General features: G+C 62.3%; 17 protein-coding genes. 8 read left to right on the top strand and 9 right to left on the bottom strand.

Going from position 1 to position 17133, the window contains the following annotated elements; genetic code table 11:
* Positions 1-70 precede the first annotated feature (70 nt).
* Together MUM_RS0105235 and mutM are read left to right on the top strand one after the other, a co-directional pair.
* Entirely contained in the window at positions 71-883 is an 813-nt protein-coding gene (locus MUM_RS0105235) for an HDOD domain-containing protein (protein ID WP_177324986.1), read from the top strand.
* A gap of 21 nt (positions 884-904) precedes the next feature.
* Positions 905-1717 carry a bifunctional DNA-formamidopyrimidine glycosylase/DNA-(apurinic or apyrimidinic site) lyase gene (mutM, locus tag MUM_RS0105230; RefSeq protein WP_010167752.1) on the top strand — a complete coding sequence of 271 codons (813 nt, stop codon included), beginning with the start codon at positions 905-907 and terminating at the stop codon, positions 1715-1717.
* Here the strand turns inward: mutM and MUM_RS0105225 are convergent.
* The 5 genes from MUM_RS0105225 to MUM_RS0105205 all read right to left on the bottom strand — a co-directional run bounded on the left by MUM_RS0105225 (position 1714) and on the right by MUM_RS0105205 (position 6454).
* Positions 1714-1965 (bottom strand): YfhL family 4Fe-4S dicluster ferredoxin, encoded by a 252-nt coding sequence (locus MUM_RS0105225; RefSeq protein WP_003213796.1) that lies wholly within the window; start codon positions 1963-1965, stop codon positions 1714-1716. The two genes, mutM and MUM_RS0105225, sit on opposite strands and share 4 nt — an antisense overlap.
* 264 nt (positions 1966-2229) lie before the next feature.
* The gene (coaD, locus tag MUM_RS0105220; protein ID WP_003176711.1) at positions 2230-2709 is read right to left on the bottom strand and encodes a pantetheine-phosphate adenylyltransferase; all 480 of its coding nucleotides are present in this window, start codon (positions 2707-2709) and stop codon (positions 2230-2232) included.
* Positions 2710-2823: 114 nt separating this feature from the next.
* Complete coding sequence (locus MUM_RS0105215) at positions 2824-4419, bottom strand: GMC family oxidoreductase (RefSeq protein WP_010167740.1); 1596 nt, start codon at positions 4417-4419, stop codon at positions 2824-2826.
* Between the two features lie 33 nt (positions 4420-4452).
* Positions 4453-4998, bottom strand: a complete 546-nt coding sequence (locus MUM_RS0105210) for a hypothetical protein (protein WP_010167737.1) — start codon at positions 4996-4998, stop codon at positions 4453-4455.
* Between the two features lie 28 nt (positions 4999-5026).
* A complete protein-coding gene (locus tag MUM_RS0105205; RefSeq protein WP_010167735.1) occupies positions 5027-6454 on the bottom strand; it encodes a coniferyl aldehyde dehydrogenase in 1428 nt (475 codons plus the stop codon).
* A gap of 147 nt (positions 6455-6601) precedes the next feature.
* Between MUM_RS0105205 and MUM_RS0105200 the strand changes: the two genes are divergently transcribed.
* Together MUM_RS0105200 and MUM_RS0105195 are read left to right on the top strand one after the other, a co-directional pair.
* Positions 6602-7273, top strand: a complete 672-nt coding sequence (locus MUM_RS0105200; RefSeq protein WP_010167733.1) for a TetR/AcrR family transcriptional regulator — start codon at positions 6602-6604, stop codon at positions 7271-7273.
* Positions 7274-7312: 39 nt separating this feature from the next.
* Entirely contained in the window at positions 7313-8167 is an 855-nt protein-coding gene (locus tag MUM_RS0105195) for a sulfurtransferase (protein WP_010167730.1), read from the top strand.
* Between the two features lie 58 nt (positions 8168-8225).
* Here the strand turns inward: MUM_RS0105195 and MUM_RS0105190 are convergent, their stop codons facing one another.
* From MUM_RS0105190 to MUM_RS0105175, 4 genes are all read right to left on the bottom strand, one after another.
* On the bottom strand, positions 8226-9221 hold the full coding sequence (locus MUM_RS0105190) for a hydrolase (protein ID WP_010167728.1): 996 nt from the start codon (positions 9219-9221) through the stop codon (positions 8226-8228).
* A 110-nt stretch (positions 9222-9331) separates the two neighbouring features.
* Positions 9332-9949 carry a 16S rRNA (guanine(966)-N(2))-methyltransferase RsmD gene (gene rsmD / locus MUM_RS0105185; protein WP_010167726.1) on the bottom strand — a complete coding sequence of 206 codons (618 nt, stop codon included), beginning with the start codon at positions 9947-9949 and terminating at the stop codon, positions 9332-9334.
* Positions 9949-11439 (bottom strand): M16 family metallopeptidase, encoded by a 1491-nt coding sequence (locus MUM_RS0105180; protein ID WP_010167724.1) that lies wholly within the window; start codon positions 11437-11439, stop codon positions 9949-9951. Before MUM_RS0105180 ends, rsmD begins: the two co-directional genes overlap by 1 nt.
* Entirely contained in the window at positions 11432-12787 is a 1356-nt protein-coding gene (locus tag MUM_RS0105175) for a M16 family metallopeptidase (protein ID WP_010167723.1), read from the bottom strand. The genes MUM_RS0105180 and MUM_RS0105175 overlap by 8 nt, the downstream gene beginning before the upstream one ends.
* A 232-nt stretch (positions 12788-13019) precedes the next feature.
* Between MUM_RS0105175 and ftsY the strand changes: the two genes are divergently transcribed.
* The 4 genes from ftsY (at position 13020) to rpoH (ending at position 17124) form a co-directional block, all read left to right on the top strand.
* A complete protein-coding gene (gene ftsY, locus MUM_RS0105170) occupies positions 13020-14453 on the top strand; it encodes a signal recognition particle-docking protein FtsY (protein WP_010167721.1) in 1434 nt (477 codons plus the stop codon).
* Positions 14450-15121, top strand: a complete 672-nt coding sequence (gene ftsE, locus MUM_RS0105165; protein WP_003213784.1) for a cell division ATP-binding protein FtsE — start codon at positions 14450-14452, stop codon at positions 15119-15121. Before ftsY ends, ftsE begins: the two co-directional genes overlap by 4 nt.
* A complete protein-coding gene (ftsX, locus tag MUM_RS0105160; RefSeq protein ID WP_010167719.1) occupies positions 15118-16140 on the top strand; it encodes a permease-like cell division protein FtsX in 1023 nt (340 codons plus the stop codon). Before ftsE ends, ftsX begins: the two co-directional genes overlap by 4 nt.
* A 129-nt stretch (positions 16141-16269) precedes the next feature.
* Complete coding sequence (rpoH, locus tag MUM_RS0105155) at positions 16270-17124, top strand: RNA polymerase sigma factor RpoH (protein WP_003176698.1); 855 nt, start codon at positions 16270-16272, stop codon at positions 17122-17124.
* The last annotated feature ends 9 nt before the right edge of the window (positions 17125-17133 follow it).

Genomic DNA, 17133 nt, shown 5'->3' with positions numbered 1-17133 from the left:
CCAGAGTGTGCCCCCTATGTCCCAAGAGCTATCCGCCGAACAGATCCAACAGAGCCTCCAAGGCATCAGTGTGCCGCCTCAACCGCAAATCATGGTGGATTTGCAGATGGAGCAGTACATGCCCGACCCGGACCTGGAAGTGATTGCCCGGTTGATCGGCCAGGACCCGGGCCTCTCCGGCTCGCTGCTGAAAATCGTCAACTCGCCGTATTACGGGCTGAGCAACAAGATTGTCTCGATCCAGCGCGCGGTGAACCTGCTGGGTAGCCGTTCGATCGTCAACCTGATCAACGCCCAGTCGATCAAGGGCGAGATGAGCGACGACACCATCGTCACCCTCAACCGTTTCTGGGACACCGCCCAGGACGTGGCCATGACGTGCCTGGCCCTGGCCAAGCGCACCGGCAGCCAGGCCGTTGATGAAGCCTACGCATTGGGGCTGTTCCACGATTGCGGCGTGCCGTTGATGCTCAAGCGTTTCCCCAATTACATGAGCGTGCTGGAAGAGGCCTATGCCAGCGCCGGCCCTGAATGCCGCGTGGTTGATACCGAGAACCGGGTGTTCAACACCAACCATGCCGTGGTGGGTTACTACACCGCCAAATCCTGGCGCCTGCCGGAGCATGTGACCGACGCCATTGCCAATCACCACAATGCCCTGGCGATTTTCAGCGACGAGTCCAACCACAAGCCGCAGCTGAAAAACCTGCTGGCGATCCTGAAAATGGCCGAGCACATTTGCGCGTCCTATCGCGTGCTGGGCAACCAGGCGGATGACCATGAGTGGAACGCCATCGGCCCGCTGGTGTTGGACCATATCGGCCTGTCGGACTACGACTTCGAGAGTTTGAAGTTGTCGATCCGCGAGCTGGGCGCGCACTGATCCTTTCCCCAAGAGGTACACATGCCCGAGTTACCGGAAGTCGAAACCACCCGGCGCGGTATTGCGCCGCACCTGGAAGGCCAGCGGGTCAGCCGTGTGGTGGTGCGTGAGCGGCGCCTGCGCTGGCCGATCCCGGAAGACCTGGATGTGCGGCTGTCCGGGCAGCGTATCGTGCTGGTGGAGCGGCGGGCCAAGTACCTGTTGATCAATGCCGAAGTCGGCACCTTGATCAGCCACTTGGGCATGTCGGGCAACCTGCGGCTGGTGGAAGCCGGCAGCCCGGCGGCCAAGCATGAACACGTGGACATCGAGCTGGAGTCGGGCCTGGCCCTGCGCTACACCGACCCGCGGCGCTTTGGCGCGATGCTCTGGAGCCTCGACCCGCTGAACCATGAGCTGCTGATTCGCCTGGGGCCGGAGCCGTTGACCGACCTGTTTGACGGCGAGCGGCTGTTTCAGCTGTCTCGCGGGCGGTCGATGGCGGTGAAGCCGTTCATCATGGACAACGCGGTGGTGGTGGGCGTGGGCAATATCTACGCGACGGAAGCGTTGTTTGCCGCCGGGATTGACCCGCGTCGGGAAGCCAAGGGCATCTCCCGTGGGCGTTACCTGAAGCTGGCGATCGAGATCAAGCGCATCCTGGCCGCGGCGATCGAACGCGGCGGCACCACGCTGCGGGACTTTATCGGCGGCGACGGGCAGCCGGGGTATTTCCAGCAGGAATTGTTCGTCTATGGCCGCGGTGGCGAGGCGTGCAAGGTCTGTGGGACCGAATTGCGCAGTGTGACGCTGGGGCAGCGGGCAAGTGTGTTTTGCCCGCGGTGCCAGACTTAGGCCTTCCCGGTAATCAACCGGTACTTCTCCATCAGTTGCTCTTCCGTCTCCGGATGAGCCTCGTCCAGCGGGATGCAATCCACCGGGCAGACCTGCTGGCACTGGGGTTCGTCGTAGTGGCCGACACACTGGGTGCACAGGTTGGGGTCGATCACGTAGATCTCCTCACCCTGGGAAATGGCAGCGTTCGGGCACTCGGGTTCGCAGACGTCGCAGTTGATGCAATCGTCGGTGATGATCAGGGACATGGAAACTCCTGCCAGGGCTGTCAGCCAAGGCATCTGAAAACTAATGCGCGCAATTGTGCCGCATTGGCGCCCCTGTGGCGAGGGGGGCTTGTTGTGGTGAGCGGGCTTGCCCCGCGCTGGGGCGCGCAGCGGCCCCAACCCAGGCGACGGGATTTTACCTGAAGCTACGCGGCGTCTTTATTGGGGCCGCTTCGCGGCCCAGCGCGGGGCAAGCCCGCTCACCACAGACAAGCCCCCTCGCCACAATAAGCCCAAAGACCAGAATTATTTCTTGAATCGCAGGGTTAGAGCATCCGCCACAGCCGGGTGCACAAACTTGGTGATATCCCCGCCCAGCGCGGCGATTTCCCGCACCAGCGTCGAAGAAATGAACGAATAACGCTCCGACGGCGTAAGAAACAGGCTTTCTACGTCCGGCGCCAGTTGGCGGTTCATGTTGGCCAGCTGGAATTCGTATTCGAAGTCCGACACCGCCCGCAGGCCACGCAGGAACACATTGGCGTTCTGTTCCTTGGCGAAATGCGCCAGCAGCGTCGAGAAGCCGACCACTTCAACGTTGGGCAGATGCTTGGTGACCTCACGGGCCAGCTCCACACGCTGTTCCAGGGGAAACAGCGGGTTTTTCTTGGGGCTGGCAGCGACCGCGATAATCACATGGTCGAACAAGCGCGAGGCGCGTTCGACCAGATCTCCATGGCCCTTGGTGATTGGGTCGAAGGTACCTGGGTACAACACTCGGTTCATCGCGTCGTCCTGGCGGAGTCCGTTGGGGAACCGGATGGTATCGCAGCATTACCGGTGGGCCAAGTCGACTTATTCAGAAGAAAGCACTATAGACATGACGAATACCCTGTTTTTTCACGCTGTTTTCAGACGTTCGGCCAACGCTGTCGCCAGTTGCGCCGTCAATCCGTACACCGACAACTGCGGGTTTGCCCCAATGCTGGTAGGGAACAGCGAGCCATCGTGAATCGACAGATTGCGCAGTTGGTGATGACGACCCAGGCTGTCCGCCACGGCGTTTTTCGGTTCTTCACCCATGGCACAACCGCCCATCACATGGGCACTGCCGAGCCGCGTGCGGTGCAATTCCAGGTTCAGGCCGTCAATCATGCTGCGGGCTTCGGCCAGGGTGTTCACGTAGCGCGCATCGCCGTGCAGCGGCATCACCGACTTGGCGCCACCGGCAAACTGAATCTCCGCCATGCTGTGAAACGCCCGGCGCAGGCCGTCCCAGGCGTAGGGCGAGACTTGATAGTCGAGCACCGGCGTGCCATCGCCACGTAGTTCAACACTGCCGCCCGGGCTGTCGGGGTGGAAGCCGTCCCGCAACAGGGCAAGCATGGCGTGGGTCTTGGGCAACTGGCCCATGTCCAGCGCGTTCTGCGTGCCGTAGCCGCCGAGCAAGGTGCTGGCCAGGCCCGGGTGCAGCGGCGGCACTTCGAGCTTGTAGGACATTTTGCCGGTGGTGCCGTCCTGCCATTGGAAGTGATCGGAGTAGATCGACTGTGGCGCCCCGTAGAACGGGTTGATCACCTCGTCGAACAGCCCGGCGGAAAAATTCACCAGGTGCAAAAAGGTGCGTTTGCCCAGGCGTGAATGGGGATCGGGCGCATCCGAGCGCATCAGCAGCGCCGGGCTGTTGATACCGCCGCCGGCCAGTACGTAGTGCTTGGCTTTGACCGTGATCTTGCGGCCGGTGGGGGCCACGCAGTACTGATCCATGGCCACGCATTCGAGGCTGGTGATGGTGTCACCGCTGAATTTCAGGCGTTCGGCGCGGGCCAGGTACAACAACTCGCCGCCTTTCTCCAGGGTGGACGGGATGGTCGTCACCAACATCGATTGCTTGGCATTGACCGGGCAGCCCATGCCGCAATACCCCAGGTTGAAACAGCCGCGCACGTTGCGCGGGATCACGTGCCAGCTGTAGCCGAGCTTTTCGCAGCCTTTGCGGATCACGTCGTTGTTGGCATTCGGTGGCACGGCCCAGGGCGCGATGCCCAGGCGCTGTTCCATTTTTTCGAACCAGGGCGCCATCTCGGCGCTGCTGTGGCCCTTCACCGCGTACTCGCTGGCCCAGTGGGCGAGGGTCGGGTCCGGGGTGCGGAAGCTGGAGGTCCAGTTGATCAGCGTGGTACCGCCGACGGCGCGGCCCTGCAGAATGGTGATTGCGCCGTCCTTGCTCATGCGGCCGATGCCTTCCTGGTAGAGGCTGGCGTAGGCCTCGTCCTCCAGCAGCTTGAAGTCGTTGCTGGTTTTCAGCGGGCCTTCTTCGATCAACAGCACCTTGTAGCCGGCGGCGCTGAGGATCTCGGCGGTGGTGCCGCCGCCGGCGCCGCTGCCGATGATCGCGACGTCGGCTTCCAGCGTCAGGTCCTGGTCGAGGGCGGCGCCATTGTGGGTCTTCCAGCCGCGGGCCATGCCATCGCGGAATACGTCAGGTACAGGCATCAGGGTCTTCTCTTGTTTTTATCGGGATGCGAATCAGATTTTCGGTGGGCCGGGGTAACCGCAATGCGCCCAGGACTCGGGGCGGAAATACCAGGCCATGATCACCAGCTTGAGCAACGAGCCCTGGCCCATGCGCAGCAGGTTCAGGTAGCTGTTTTCCCAGCGGTGCAGGAAGGTGCGGATCTGCTCGCTGCTGGCGTTTTCCCAGCTTCCCCACACGCCGGTCAGCGGCCCGCGGGTGATGGCCATGCCCAACACGTCGAACAGTTGCTGGGTGAGCTTGAACATCTCCGGCGACAGGTGTTGCAGGCTGAAATCGAGTTTTTTCAGGGTGTCGTCGATGCCGGCCACCACCACGTCGGCGCTGGCCACGCCTTCCAGCAGCACCGGGATCACCGCCCGCAAAAACGGCAGGTCGCTGCTGCGCAACATCGCAAAGCCGCTGGCCGGGGTGCTGCTGGAGCAGCCGCTGAGGCTGGCGCCCAGCCCGGCGGTGGCCAGGAAGGCGCTGGCGCACAGGCCGATTTTCAGTACGCCGCGCCGTGACAGCGCGGGTGATTCAGTCAGGCTAGGGTTCATTCTTATTGTTATCCCGGTGATGGGTTTGTTAGCGGACGAACAGCTTCTGGATCAGCTTCTGGATGGATTTGCCGTAAGGCGGGTAAATCAGCTTGGCCGCGTTCAGGCGCTGCTTGATCAGCACACCCTTGGCCTTGCTGAAGGTCAGGAAGCCTTCATGGCCGTGGTAGTGGCCCATGCCCGACGGGCCAATGCCACCGAACGGCATGTCGTCCTGGGCCACGTGCAGCAGGGTGTCGTTCAGGCACACGCCGCCGGAATGGGTCTCGTGCAGTACGCGATTCTGTTCGCCCTTGTTGTAGCCGAAGTAATACAGCGCCAGTGGGCGAGGACGCTCATTGATGTAGGCGAAAGCCTGGTCGAGGCCGCGATACGGAACGATCGGCAGCACCGGGCCAAAGATTTCGTCCTGCATCACGGTCATGTCGTCGCTGACATTCAGCAGCAGGCTGTGGGCCATGCGCCGGTCCTGGCCCTGGTCGTACAGTGGGATCAGGGTGGCGCCCTTGTCGGTGGCGTCTTTCACGTAGCCGTTGAGCCGGGCCAGTTGTCGTTCGTTGATGATCGCGGTGTAGTCAGGGTTATCTGCCAAGGTGGGATAAAACCCCCGGACCGCCTTGCTGTAGGCCTCGACGAAACCGTCGACCCGGTCTTCCGGCACCAGCACGTAGTCCGGCGCTACGCAGGTCTGTCCGGCATTCAGCGCCTTGCCAAAGGCGATACGTTCGGCGGCGTCCTTGAGCGGCACGTCGGCGGAAACAATCGCCGGTGATTTGCCGCCCAGTTCCAGGGTCACTGGCGTCAGGTGTTCAGCCGCCGCGCGCATCACGTGCTTGCCGATGCTGGTGGCGCCGGTGAACAGCAGGTGGTCGAAGCGCAGTTTGGAGAACGCCATGCCCACTTCCGCCTCACCGAGCACCACGCACACCAGGTCTTCCGGGAAGATTTTCGCCAGCAGCGCCTTGAGCAGTTGACCGGTGGCGGGAGTGGATTCGCTGAGCTTGAGCATCACCCGATTGCCGGCCGCCAAGGCGCCCACCAGCGGGCCGATGGCCAGGTACAACGGGTAGTTCCAGGGCACGATCACCCCGACCACCCCCAGCGGTTGATAGATGACCTTGGCGGACGCGGGTTGGAAGGCAATGCCTACAGCGCGACGGGAAGGTTTCATCCAGCCCTTGAGGTGTTTGCTGGCGTAGTGAATGCCATGCAGGCTGGGCATCAGCTCGGCGAACAGGGTTTCGTCGGCGCTGCGGTGGCTGAAGTCACTGCTGATGGCGTTGATCAGCGCCTGGCGCTCATCGCTCAGCAGGTCGCGCAAGGCCTTGAGCCATTGCTGGCGCTGGGCCGCCGGCGGCATCGGGTTGGCCGCGTAGGCCCGGCTTTGAGCGTCGAACAGGTCCTGGAGCTGGTCCAGCGCCTGGGAATCTTGCAGGTAGGCAACGTTGGCAGACATGGCGAAGTTCCCGATTTTTATTGGAATGCTTCAGTTTTTAGAGTCATTGCTCTAAATTGTCAAATAACATTGCACGAACGTGCCGATTTATCCGGACAAGGATAGTCCGTAAGATGCCGCCATCACGGGTCTAGAAGTTGATTTCCCATGGCACCACGAGTCAAGACCAGCGAGCGCATTGTGCAAACCAGCCTGGAGCTGTTTAACCAGCAGGGCGAGCGCAGTGTCAGCACCAACCATATCGCTGCCCATATGGAGATTTCCCCGGGCAACCTGTACTACCACTTCCCCAACAAGCAGGCGATTATCGCGGTGCTGTTTCGTGAGTACGAAGCGTTGGTGGACAGCTTCCTGCGCCCGCCCCAGGGCCGCGCGGTGACGGTGGAAGACAAGCGCTTCTACCTGCAGGCGGTGCTCGCCGGCATGTGGCGCTACCGTTTTCTGCACCGCGACCTCGAACACCTGCTGGAAAGCGACCCGGAACTGGCCACCGGCTACCGGCGGTTTTCCCAGCGCTGCCTGATCCAGGGCGCCGCCATCTACCAGGGTTTTGTCGATGCGGGCATCCTGAACATGGACCCGGTGCAAACCGAAGCCCTGACCCTCAACGCCTGGATCATCCTCACCTCGTGGGTGCGTTTCCTGTGCACCACCAATGAGAAGTCCACCCACCTGAGCGCCGAGGCGATCAAGCGCGGTGTGTACCAGGTGCTGGTGCTGGAGGCCGGGTTTATCACGCCCAAGGCCAGGGACGCAGTGGATGCGCTGTTCAAAGAGTTTTACGTGCCGTTGAATCAGGCGCTGGAAGAAGTGAAGTAGGATGTTTCCCGAACGCTAACCTAGCCACAGGAGTCTGTCATGCCGCTTGCCCAACTGATCAGCCCCCAGCAACTGGCCGAGCGCCAGAAGGCCGGCGGGCTGGTGATCCTTGATTGCCGCTTTGCCCTGGAAGACCCGGATTACGGCCTGTGCAGCTACGCCGAAGGGCATATCGAAGGGGCGCAGTATGCGGATTTGGAGCGCCACCTCAGCGGGCCGGTCACCAAGGGCGTGACCGGTCGCCATCCGCTGCCGGCGCCGGATGCGTTTATCCAGCAACTGCGGGCATGGGGCGTTAACGCCGACAGCGATATCGTTTTATATGACGACGGCCCCGGTGCCTACGCCGCCCGCGCCTGGTGGCTGCTGGCCTGGCTGGGCAAGCGCGACGGGGTGTTCATCCTCGATGGAGGCCTGAAAGCCTGGCACGCGGCGGGCTTCCCCCTGAGCCTGGACGCGCCGGTGATTGAGCCCGGGACCTTCAGCGGCACGCCGGACAACCACTTGCTACTGGACGCCGAACACCTGCAAAAACGCCTCGGCCAGCCCGGCCTGACCCTGATCGACGCCCGCGCCCAGCCGCGCTTTCGCGGTGAAGTCGAGCCGATTGACCCGGTTGCCGGGCATATTCCAGGCGCCCAATGTGCGGCGTTCAATGAAAACCTCGGCAGCGACGGTCGTTTTCTGCCGGCCGAGCAACTCAAGCAACGCTTCGCCGCCAAGCTGCAGGACCGCTCGCCGGATCACCTGGTGGCGTACTGCGGTTCGGGCGTGACGGCCTGCCATAACCTGTTCGCCCTGTGCCTGGCGGGTTACCCGTTGGGCAAGTTGTACGCGGGGTCGTGGAGCGAGTGGATTACTGATCCAACGCGGGAAGTTGCAACCGGCGACTGAGGTCTACCTGACCCAGCCCAATCAAATTGTGGGAGCGAGCAAGCCCGCTCCCACAGTTTTATCGGCGTTGTGTCAGTAGCCACTCTGGGATTCGCCGCTCCAGGTAGTAAGTTGGCTGCTTCAACGTGCCATCGACAAACCCGACATGCCCGCCCTTGGCCAGCAATTCGAACTCGGTGCAATCCGACAGTTCGCTGGCCTCGGGCAGGCTGTGGGCGAACACGAACGGATCGTCCGCGGCCTGGATGATCAGGGTTGGCGTGCGAATGGTCCCCAGGTAATAGCGGCTGGAGGCGCGGCGGTAGTAGTCCTCGGCGTTGAGGAAACCATTCAGCGGCGCGGTGACCCGGCCGTCAAAGTCCCAGAATGTACGCATCTTCTCCAGCGAGCCCAGGTCGGCCAGGGCTTTCAGGCCGGCTTCGTGGCCATCCTTTAGAAACCGGCTCTGTTTGACGCGGATATAAGCCAGCATTTCGCGCATGAAATGCTTCTGGTAAACCCGTGAAAAGCCGAGACCAATGCGATCGGCGCACTGGTCCAGACGAAACGGCACCGACACCGCTGCCGCGCCTTGCAGCCCGGAGGCTTCGCCGGTTTCCCCCAAGTGCTTGAGCAGCACATTGCCGCCCAGTGAATAACCCACCGCATACAGCGGCGCCAGCGGGCGCCTGGCCCGCAAGTGAGCGATGGTTTCGGCCAGGTCTTCACTGGCGCCGGAATGGTAGCTGCGGGCGAGCAGGTTGGGCTCGCCGGAACAGCCACGCCAGTTCAGTGCGACGCTGGCCCATCCCTGAGCCGCCAGGGCTTTTTGCAGGCCGGCCACGTAAGGTGAGTTGGAGGAGCCGGTCAGACCATGCAGGACCAGCACCAACGGGGTGGTCGCGTCATGCGGCCCATGCCAGTCGAGGTCGAGAAAGTCGCCGTCGGCCAGCCACAGCCGTTCGCGCTGGCGTTCGATGTGCGTGGTTTTGCGCCACAGCGGCCCCCACAGCGTTTGCAGGTGCGGGTTGCCGAGGCCGAAGGCGGGGGTGAAGCGGTCGGGCGTTTTTGACAAGATGGTTCTCGCGGCGGGTGGCAGGGCGGGTGAGCAACCTGTGGCGAGGGAGCAAGCTCCCTCGCCACAGCAAGCTCCCTCGCCACATTGGGCTGCGCAAGTTCAGGTGTTTATACGGCGCCCGACGTCGTACGTTGCCACAACGCGTAATACACCCGCCCGGATTTCTGCTCCCGGTGCAGGCGCCACGTGCCCGGCAGGCCCAGCGTTGAAGGCGCCGTTTCGCTTTCAGTGTAGATCCAGGCATCCGGCGCCAGCCACTGACGCTCTTCCAGCAGCGCACATACAGTCGGCAGCAGGTTCTGGTTAAACGGCGGATCGAGGAATACCACGTCAAACTCACGGGCTTCCTGGGTTTCCAGGTAGCGCAGGGCGTCGGCCGTCTGCACTTGCCCGGTGGTACAACGCAGGGTGCCCAGGTGCTCCTTGAGGCTGGCCACCGCAACGTTGCTCGCATCCAGCGCCTGGCCCAATGCGGCGCCACGGGACAACGACTCCAGGAACAGCGCGCCGCTGCCCGCGAACGGGTCAAGCACCTTGGCCCCGGCGATGTACGGCGCGAGCCAGTTGAACAGGGTTTCACGCACGCGGTCCGGCGTCGGGCGCAGGCCCACGACGTCGGGGAAGCTCAGTTTGCGGCTGCCCCATTCACCACCAATGATGCGCAGTTGGCCTACACCGTTATGAACGTTGTGGACAGGTTTTTTGGGACGGGATGGACGGGCCATTAATGCTCCGGAACCCCGAGCGGCTGCTCGGCGGGTTTATCAGTGGGGGGCGGTAGTGGCTTTTGCGCAATCGTCGGGCCGGCGGTCACGATGACCATCTTGTCGGCACTCAAATGTTTGTTCAAAGCAGCTTTGACCTGATCTACGGTCAGCGCCTGGGATTGTTTCATGAAATCTTCCAGGTAGCTCAGCGGCAGGTTGTAGAAACCCATGGCGCCCAGCTGCCCGACGATATCGGCGTTGCTCGCGGTGGAAAGCGGGAAGCTGCCGGCCAGCTCACGCTTGGCGTCGTCGAGCTCCTTTTGTGTCGGGCCGGTCTTGAGGTAGTCGGCCAGCACGTCCTGCACCAATCGCAGCGTACCGGCGCTCATTTCGGCGCGGGTTTGCAGGTTGATCATGAACGGGCCACGCACTTGCATCGGCGAAAAGCCGGAGTATACGCCGTAGGTCAGGCCGCGTTTCTCGCGGACTTCGCTCATCAAGCGGGTACCGAAGCCACCGCCGCCGAGGATCTGGTTGCCCAGGGACAGCGCGGCGTAGTCCGGGTCGGCGCGGTCGATGCCCAGTTGCGCCAGCAGCAGCGTTGTCTGCTTGGACGGGAACTCGATATGCGTCGTCCCAGCCTTTGGTTCCACCGGTTGGGCGATCTTCGCCAGCGCCGGGCCTTTAGGCAGGGACGCGGACACCTTGGCGGTCATGGCTTCGGCTTCGGCGCGGGTCAGATCGCCGACCACAGAAATCACGGCGTTGCCGGCGGCGTAGGCCTTGGCGTGGAAGTCCTTCAACTGCGCGAGGGTCACCTTCGGCACGCTCTCGGCGTTGCCTTCGCTCGAATGGGCGTAAGGGTGGTCGCCATAGAGCTGTTTGAACAGCTCGATGCTCGCCAGTTTGCCGGGGTTTTGCTTCTGGTATTCAAAGCCGGCCAGCAGCTGGTTCTTGATCCGCGCCAGGGAGTCGGCCGGGAAGGTCGGCTTGCCGATCACGTCGTCGAATAGGGAAAGGGCCGCATCGCGCTTGTCGCTGGCACTCAGGCTGCGCAGGGAAACCAGCGCCATGTCGCGGTAAGCACCGTTGCTGAAATCAGCGCCCAGGCCGTCGAAACCGGCGGCAATCTGGCTGACGTCCTTGCCCGGCACGCCTTCGTTGAGCATGGCGTTGGTCAACAACGCGAGGCCCGGGGTGTTGCCGTCCTGGCTGCTGCCGGCGGCAAACAGGATGCGCATGTCGAACATCGGCAGCTCATGGGCTTCGACGAACAGCACCTTGGCGCCTTCGGCGGTGGTCCAGGTTTGCACGTCGAGCTTGCGGTTGGTCGGTGCCTTGTCGTCCAGTTCAGCCAAAGACTGCAGTTTGTTGGCCGACTTGGCCTGTTCCAGCGCCTGGCTGGCGACCGATTCGCTGGGGCGCAGGAAATACACCGCGCACGCGGCAGCCAGGGTGACCACGATCAGGCCGGGCAGCACCAGGCGGTTGTTTTTACGTTCACTCATGAGCGGTCTCCTCAGGCAAAACATGGGCGACGCTGAGACGTTCGCGGGTGAAGTAGGTGCGTGCAGCTTTCTGGATGTCTTCGGCGGTGACGCTTTGCAACTCGGCCAGCTCCGTGTCCATGAGTTTCCAGGACAGGCCGACCGTCTCCAGGGAGCCGATGGCGGTGGCCTGGCTGGTGATCGAGTCGCGCTGGTAAACCACGCCGGCGATGACCTGGGCGCGAATCCGCTCCAGTTCTTCAGCGCTCGGTGGCTTGGCCTTCAGTTCGTCCAGCAGGCGCCACAGGCCGGCTTCAGCCTGGGCGACGGTCTTTTTCTTTTGCAGGTTCGGTGTGGCGGTCAGGGTAAACAGGCTGTCACCACGGGTGTAGGCGTCGTAGCTCGACGAACCGCCGGACACCAGTTCTTCACCGCGCTCCAGTTGCGTCGAAATGCGCGCGCTGTAGCCGCCGTCCAACAGGGCCGAGATCAGGCGCAGGGCATTGACCGAGCGTTTGTCTTCAGTGGTGGCGAGGCTCGGCACGTTGAATCCGAGGATCACGCTCGGCAGTTTGGTCTGGACATGCAGGGTCAGCAGGCGTTCGCCGGGCTCGGCCAGCTCCAGGGGAATTTTCGCCGGTGGCACGTCGCGCTTGGGGATCGGGCCGAAGTAACGCTGGGCCAGGGCTTTGACTTCGTCCGGGGTCACGTCGCCGACCACCACCAGGGTGGCGTTGTTCGGCACGTACCAGGATTGGTACCAGTGGCGCAGTTCTTCCACCTTCATGCGGTCCAGGTCGGCCATCCAGCCGATGGTCGGCGTGTGGTAACCGCTGGCCGGGTAGGCCATGGCCTTGAAGCGCTCGTAGGCCTTGGACATCGGGTTGTCGTCGGTGCGCATGCGGCGCTCTTCCTTGATCACCTCGATCTCGCGGCTGAACTCGTCGGCCGGCAGGCGCAGGCTGGCCATGCGGTCGGCTTCCAGCTCGAAGGCAACGCCCAGGCGGTCGCGGGCGAGTACCTGGTAATAGGCGGTGTAGTCATCGCTGGTGAAGGCGTTTTCCTCGGCGCCCAGGTCCCGCAGGATCAACGAGGCTTCGCCGGGGCCGACTTTGGCGCTGCCCTTGAACATCATGTGCTCCAGGGCGTGGGACAAACCGGTCTGGCCCGGGGTTTCGTAGCTCGAACCAACCTTGTACCAGACCTGGGAAACCACCACCGGGGCGCGATGGTCTTCGCGCACGACGACCTTGAGGCCGTTGTCCAGGGTGAATTCGTGGGTGGGTTGTGGGTCGGCAGCCAAAGCTGAAAGGGGCAGACAGACTGTGCTGAGCAGCAGGCCTGCGGCGCGGCGGGCTAGAGCATTCATTCGTTTTTAAACCTGTTGAGCTGCCCGCTTGGTCTTAGCGTCGGCGGGCGAGGAGGTGCTAGGATACTGATCCGACCTAGGGACGGCCACTACGGCTGTCTTGTTGAGGCCCCATTTAGGCCTTACAAAATGTTGCGCATGAACGAGCTGGCTAAAAAACAGTCTGTTACGCATCGAATTTTATTTACCGACGCGCCCCTTGGCGCGTCGCTACCTTGAGATAGCCGTCTCCATGTTTGGTTCCAACGACGACAAGAAGACCCCAGCTGCGGCTGGCGAGAAAAAAGGCCTGTTCGGATGGCTGCGCAAAAAGCCGCAGGAAACCGTCGTCGAACAGCCGCAGGTTCAAGCAGAACCGATCCCTGAATCCCTGGTAGAAGCCGAACCGGTTGTCGAAACGCCGGCCCCGGTGGTGTTGCCGATGGCCGAGCCGGTGCTGCAGCCGGTGGTTGAGCCAGAGCCAGAGCCAGAGCTGGAACCAGAACCTGCGCCCGAGCCTGAGCACAAACCGTGGCTGGTATTGCCGGTGGCGGAAGAACCCGTGGCATTGGTTGAAGACGAGCAAGCCGAGCACGTGGCGCCGCCGATTCCGGCTGTCGTGGAGCCCGTGGCCGTCGTGGTGCAAGCGCCGCCAGTGGTTGAGGTGCCTGCACCGGCAGTTGCCGAGCCCGTTCCGGTCGTAGTCGCAGCACCCGCGGTTATCGAAGCACCTGCTGCCCCCGCCGAAACCGGCAAGACCGGCTTCTTTGCCCGCCTCAAGCAAGGCCTGAGCAAGACCAGCGCCAGCATTGGCGAAGGCATGGCCAGCCTGTTCCTCGGCAAAAAGACCATCGATGACGAGTTGCTGGAAGACATCGAGACCCGGCTGCTGACCGCCGACGTGGGGGTCGAAGCCACTGCCGTGATCATCCAGAGCCTGACCCAGAAGGTCGCGCGCAAGCAACTGACCGACGCCGATGCGCTCTACAAATCGCTGCAGGCCGAACTGGCCAACATGCTCAAGCCGGTGGAAGCGCCGCTGGTTATCGATACGCAGAAAAAGCCGTTTGTGATCCTGGTGGTGGGCGTCAACGGCGCCGGCAAGACCACCACCATCGGCAAGCTGGCCAAGAAGCTGCAACTGGAAGGCAAGAAAGTCATGCTCGCCGCCGGTGACACCTTCCGTGCCGCCGCCGTAGAGCAACTGCAGGTCTGGGGCGAGCGCAACAAGATCCCGGTCATCGCCCAGCACACCGGCGCCGATTCGGCTTCGGTGATCTTCGATGCGGTGCAGGCCGCCAAGGCGCGCAACATTGATGTGCTGATCGCTGATACCGCCGGTCGCCTGCACACCAAAGACAACCTGATGGAAGAGCTGAAGAAAGTTCGCCGTGTGATCGGCAAGCTCGACGCCGACGCGCCCCACGAGGTGTTGCTGGTGCTGGACGCCGGTACCGGCCAGAACGCCATCAGCCAGGCCAAACAATTCCACCAGACGGTCCAACTGACCGGCCTGGCATTGACTAAGCTCGACGGCACGGCCAAGGGCGGTGTGATCTTCGCCCTGGCCAAGCAGTTCGGGTTGCCGATTCGTTACATCGGCGTCGGTGAAGGCATCGACGACCTGCGCACTTTTGAAGCCGAACCCTTTGTACAGGCACTGTTTGCCGAGCGGGAGCGTTCATGATTCGTTTCGAACAGGTCGGTAAACGCTACGCCAACGGGCATGTCGGCTTGCATGAGCTGAGTTTCCGGGTGCGTCGCGGCGAATTCTTGTTTGTGACCGGCCATTCGGGTGCCGGTAAAAGTACCTTGTTGCGCCTGCTGCTGGCCATGGAACGCCCCACCACCGGCAAACTGCTGCTGGCGGGCCAGGACCTGGCCACCATCAGCAATGCGCAGATTCCGTTTTTGCGCCGCCAGATCGGTGTGGTGTTCCAGAATCACCAGTTGCTGTTCGACCGCACGGTGTTCAACAACATCGCCTTGCCGTTGCAGATTCTCGGGCTGTCCAAGGCCGAAATCGTCAAGCGCGTGGATTCGGCGCTGGAGCGCGTTGCGCTGTCGGACAAGACCGACCTCTACCCCGGCGACCTGTCCACCGGCCAGCAACAGCGCGTCGGCATCGCCCGCGCCATCGTGCACCGCCCAGCCTTGCTGCTGGCGGACGAACCCACCGGTAACCTCGACCCGCGCCTGGCCGCAGAAATCATGGGCGTGTTCGAAGACATCAACCGCCTGGGCACCAGCGTGCTGATCGCCAGTCACGACCTGGCACTGATCGCCCGCATGCGCCACCGCATGCTCACCCTGCAACGCGGCCGCCTGATCGGTGACGGGGAGGCAGGGGTATGAGTGCGACACGCAGCCCGAAGGTTTCCGAGCGCGTTGCGCCAAAACCGGCCGACCCGCAACCGCAGAAGAAAAAACGCGACGAAGACGATGGCCCGGACTTTGGCACCCTGGTGCACGCCTGGATCGAAAGCCACCGTGCCAGCCTGGTAGACAGCCTGCGCCGCCTGGGCAAGCAGCCGATCGGCAGCTTCTTCACCTGCCTGGTGATGGCCGTGGCCTTGAGCCTGCCGATGGGGTTGTCGTTGCTGCTGAATAACGTCGAGCGCCTGGGTGGCTCGTGGCAGCGGGCGGCGCAGATTTCCCTGTACCTGAACCTGGATGCCAGCACCAAAGACGGCGAAGCCCTGCGGGACGAGATCAAAGGCCTTCCGGGTGTGGCCGAGGCTGAGTACATCAGTCGCGATCAGGCCCTGGAAGAGTTCCAGCAACAGTCCGGCCTGGGCGAGGCGCTCAAGGAGTTGCCGCAAAACCCGCTGCCGGGCGTGGTGCTGGTGACGCCGAACGAAGTCGACAAGGCGACCCTGGAAGCCCTGCGACAAAAACTCGCAGAGCTGCCCAAGGTCCAGCAGGCACAACTTGATCTAGTCTGGGTAGAGCGGCTGGCGGCGATTCTCAAGCTGGGCGACCGCTTTGTGTTCGGTCTGACGGTGTTGCTGGTGTCTGCATTACTTTTGGTGATAGGCAATACCATTCGTCTTCATATTGAAAACCGCCGCACCGAGATAGAAGTGATTAAACTCGTCGGCGGCACGGACAGCTATGTGCGTCGTCCATTTCTGTACATGGGCGCGCTTTATGGCTTCGGTGCGGGGATTTTGTCCTGGGGCGTGCTGGCTTTTGGCCTGAACTGGCTGAACGACGCGGTGGTAGGGCTCGCCGGCTTGTACGGCAGTGATTTTGCCCTGGCCGGCGTGCCGGTAGCCGACGGTCTGTCATTGTTGCTTGGGGCGGTGCTCTTGGGGTATATCGGTGCTTGGATTGCGGTCGCACGGCATTTACGTGAGCTGGCACCGAAGTAGTTAATGTCAAGGTAATGTAGTTTCGTTTGTATTGACCGTATCAGTGGTTTAGGGAACTTGTCCTACGGTTTCCGGTCAATTTTCGCAGTGCTGAACTGCACGAGTTATGTGAGTCGGAGGTTTTTTCGTATGACCACTTCTTTGCAACCTGCTTATGCTCTGGTCCCGGGTGCGAACCTGGAGGCCTATGTGCACACGGTCAACAGCATTCCATTGCTGACGCCCGAGCAGGAGCGTGAACTGGCCGAGAGTCTCTACTATGAGCAGGATTTGGGGGCGGCTCGGCAGATGGTGCTCGCCCACCTGCGTTTTGTCGTACATATCGCCCGTAGCTATTCCGGCTACGGTCTGGCCCAGGCTGACCTGATTCAGGAAGGCAACGTTGGCCTGATGAAAGCTGTAAAGCGCTTCAACCCGGAAATGGGTGTGCGCCTGGTGTCGTTTGCTGTGCACTGGATCAAGGCGGAAATTCACGAGTTCATCCTGCGCAACTGGCGCATCGTGAAAGTCGCGACCACCAAGGCCCAGCGCAAGCTGTTCTTCAATCTGCGCAGCCAGAAGAAACGCCTGGCGTGGCTGAACAACGAAGAAGTGCATCGCGTGGCCGAAAGCCTTGGCGTTGAGCCCCGTGAAGTGCGCGAGATGGAAAGCCGCCTGACCGGCCACGACATGGCCTTCGACCCGGCCGCTGAAGCGGACGACGACAGCGCCTTCCAGTCGCCGGCCAACTACCTGGAAGACCACCGGTACGACCCGGCGCGTCAACTGGAAGACGCCGACTGGAGCGACAACTCCAATCACAACCTGCACGAAGCGCTGGAAGTGCTGGACGACCGCAGCCGTGACATCCTCTACCAACGCTGGTTGGCAGAAGAAAAAGCCACGCTGCACGACCTGGCGCAGAAGTACAACGTGTCGGCTGAGCGGATTCGTCAGCTCGAGAAGAGTGCGATGAACAAGCTGAAACTGTCGATCGCCGCCTAAACAGCTGCG

This window comes from Pseudomonas sp. PAMC 25886 (assembly GCF_000242655.1).
In the GTDB taxonomy this organism is placed as follows: Bacteria; Pseudomonadota; Gammaproteobacteria; order Pseudomonadales; family Pseudomonadaceae; genus Aquipseudomonas.
Note: the sequence above shows the minus strand (reverse complement) of the source record. Positions and strands in the feature narration are given on the sequence as shown.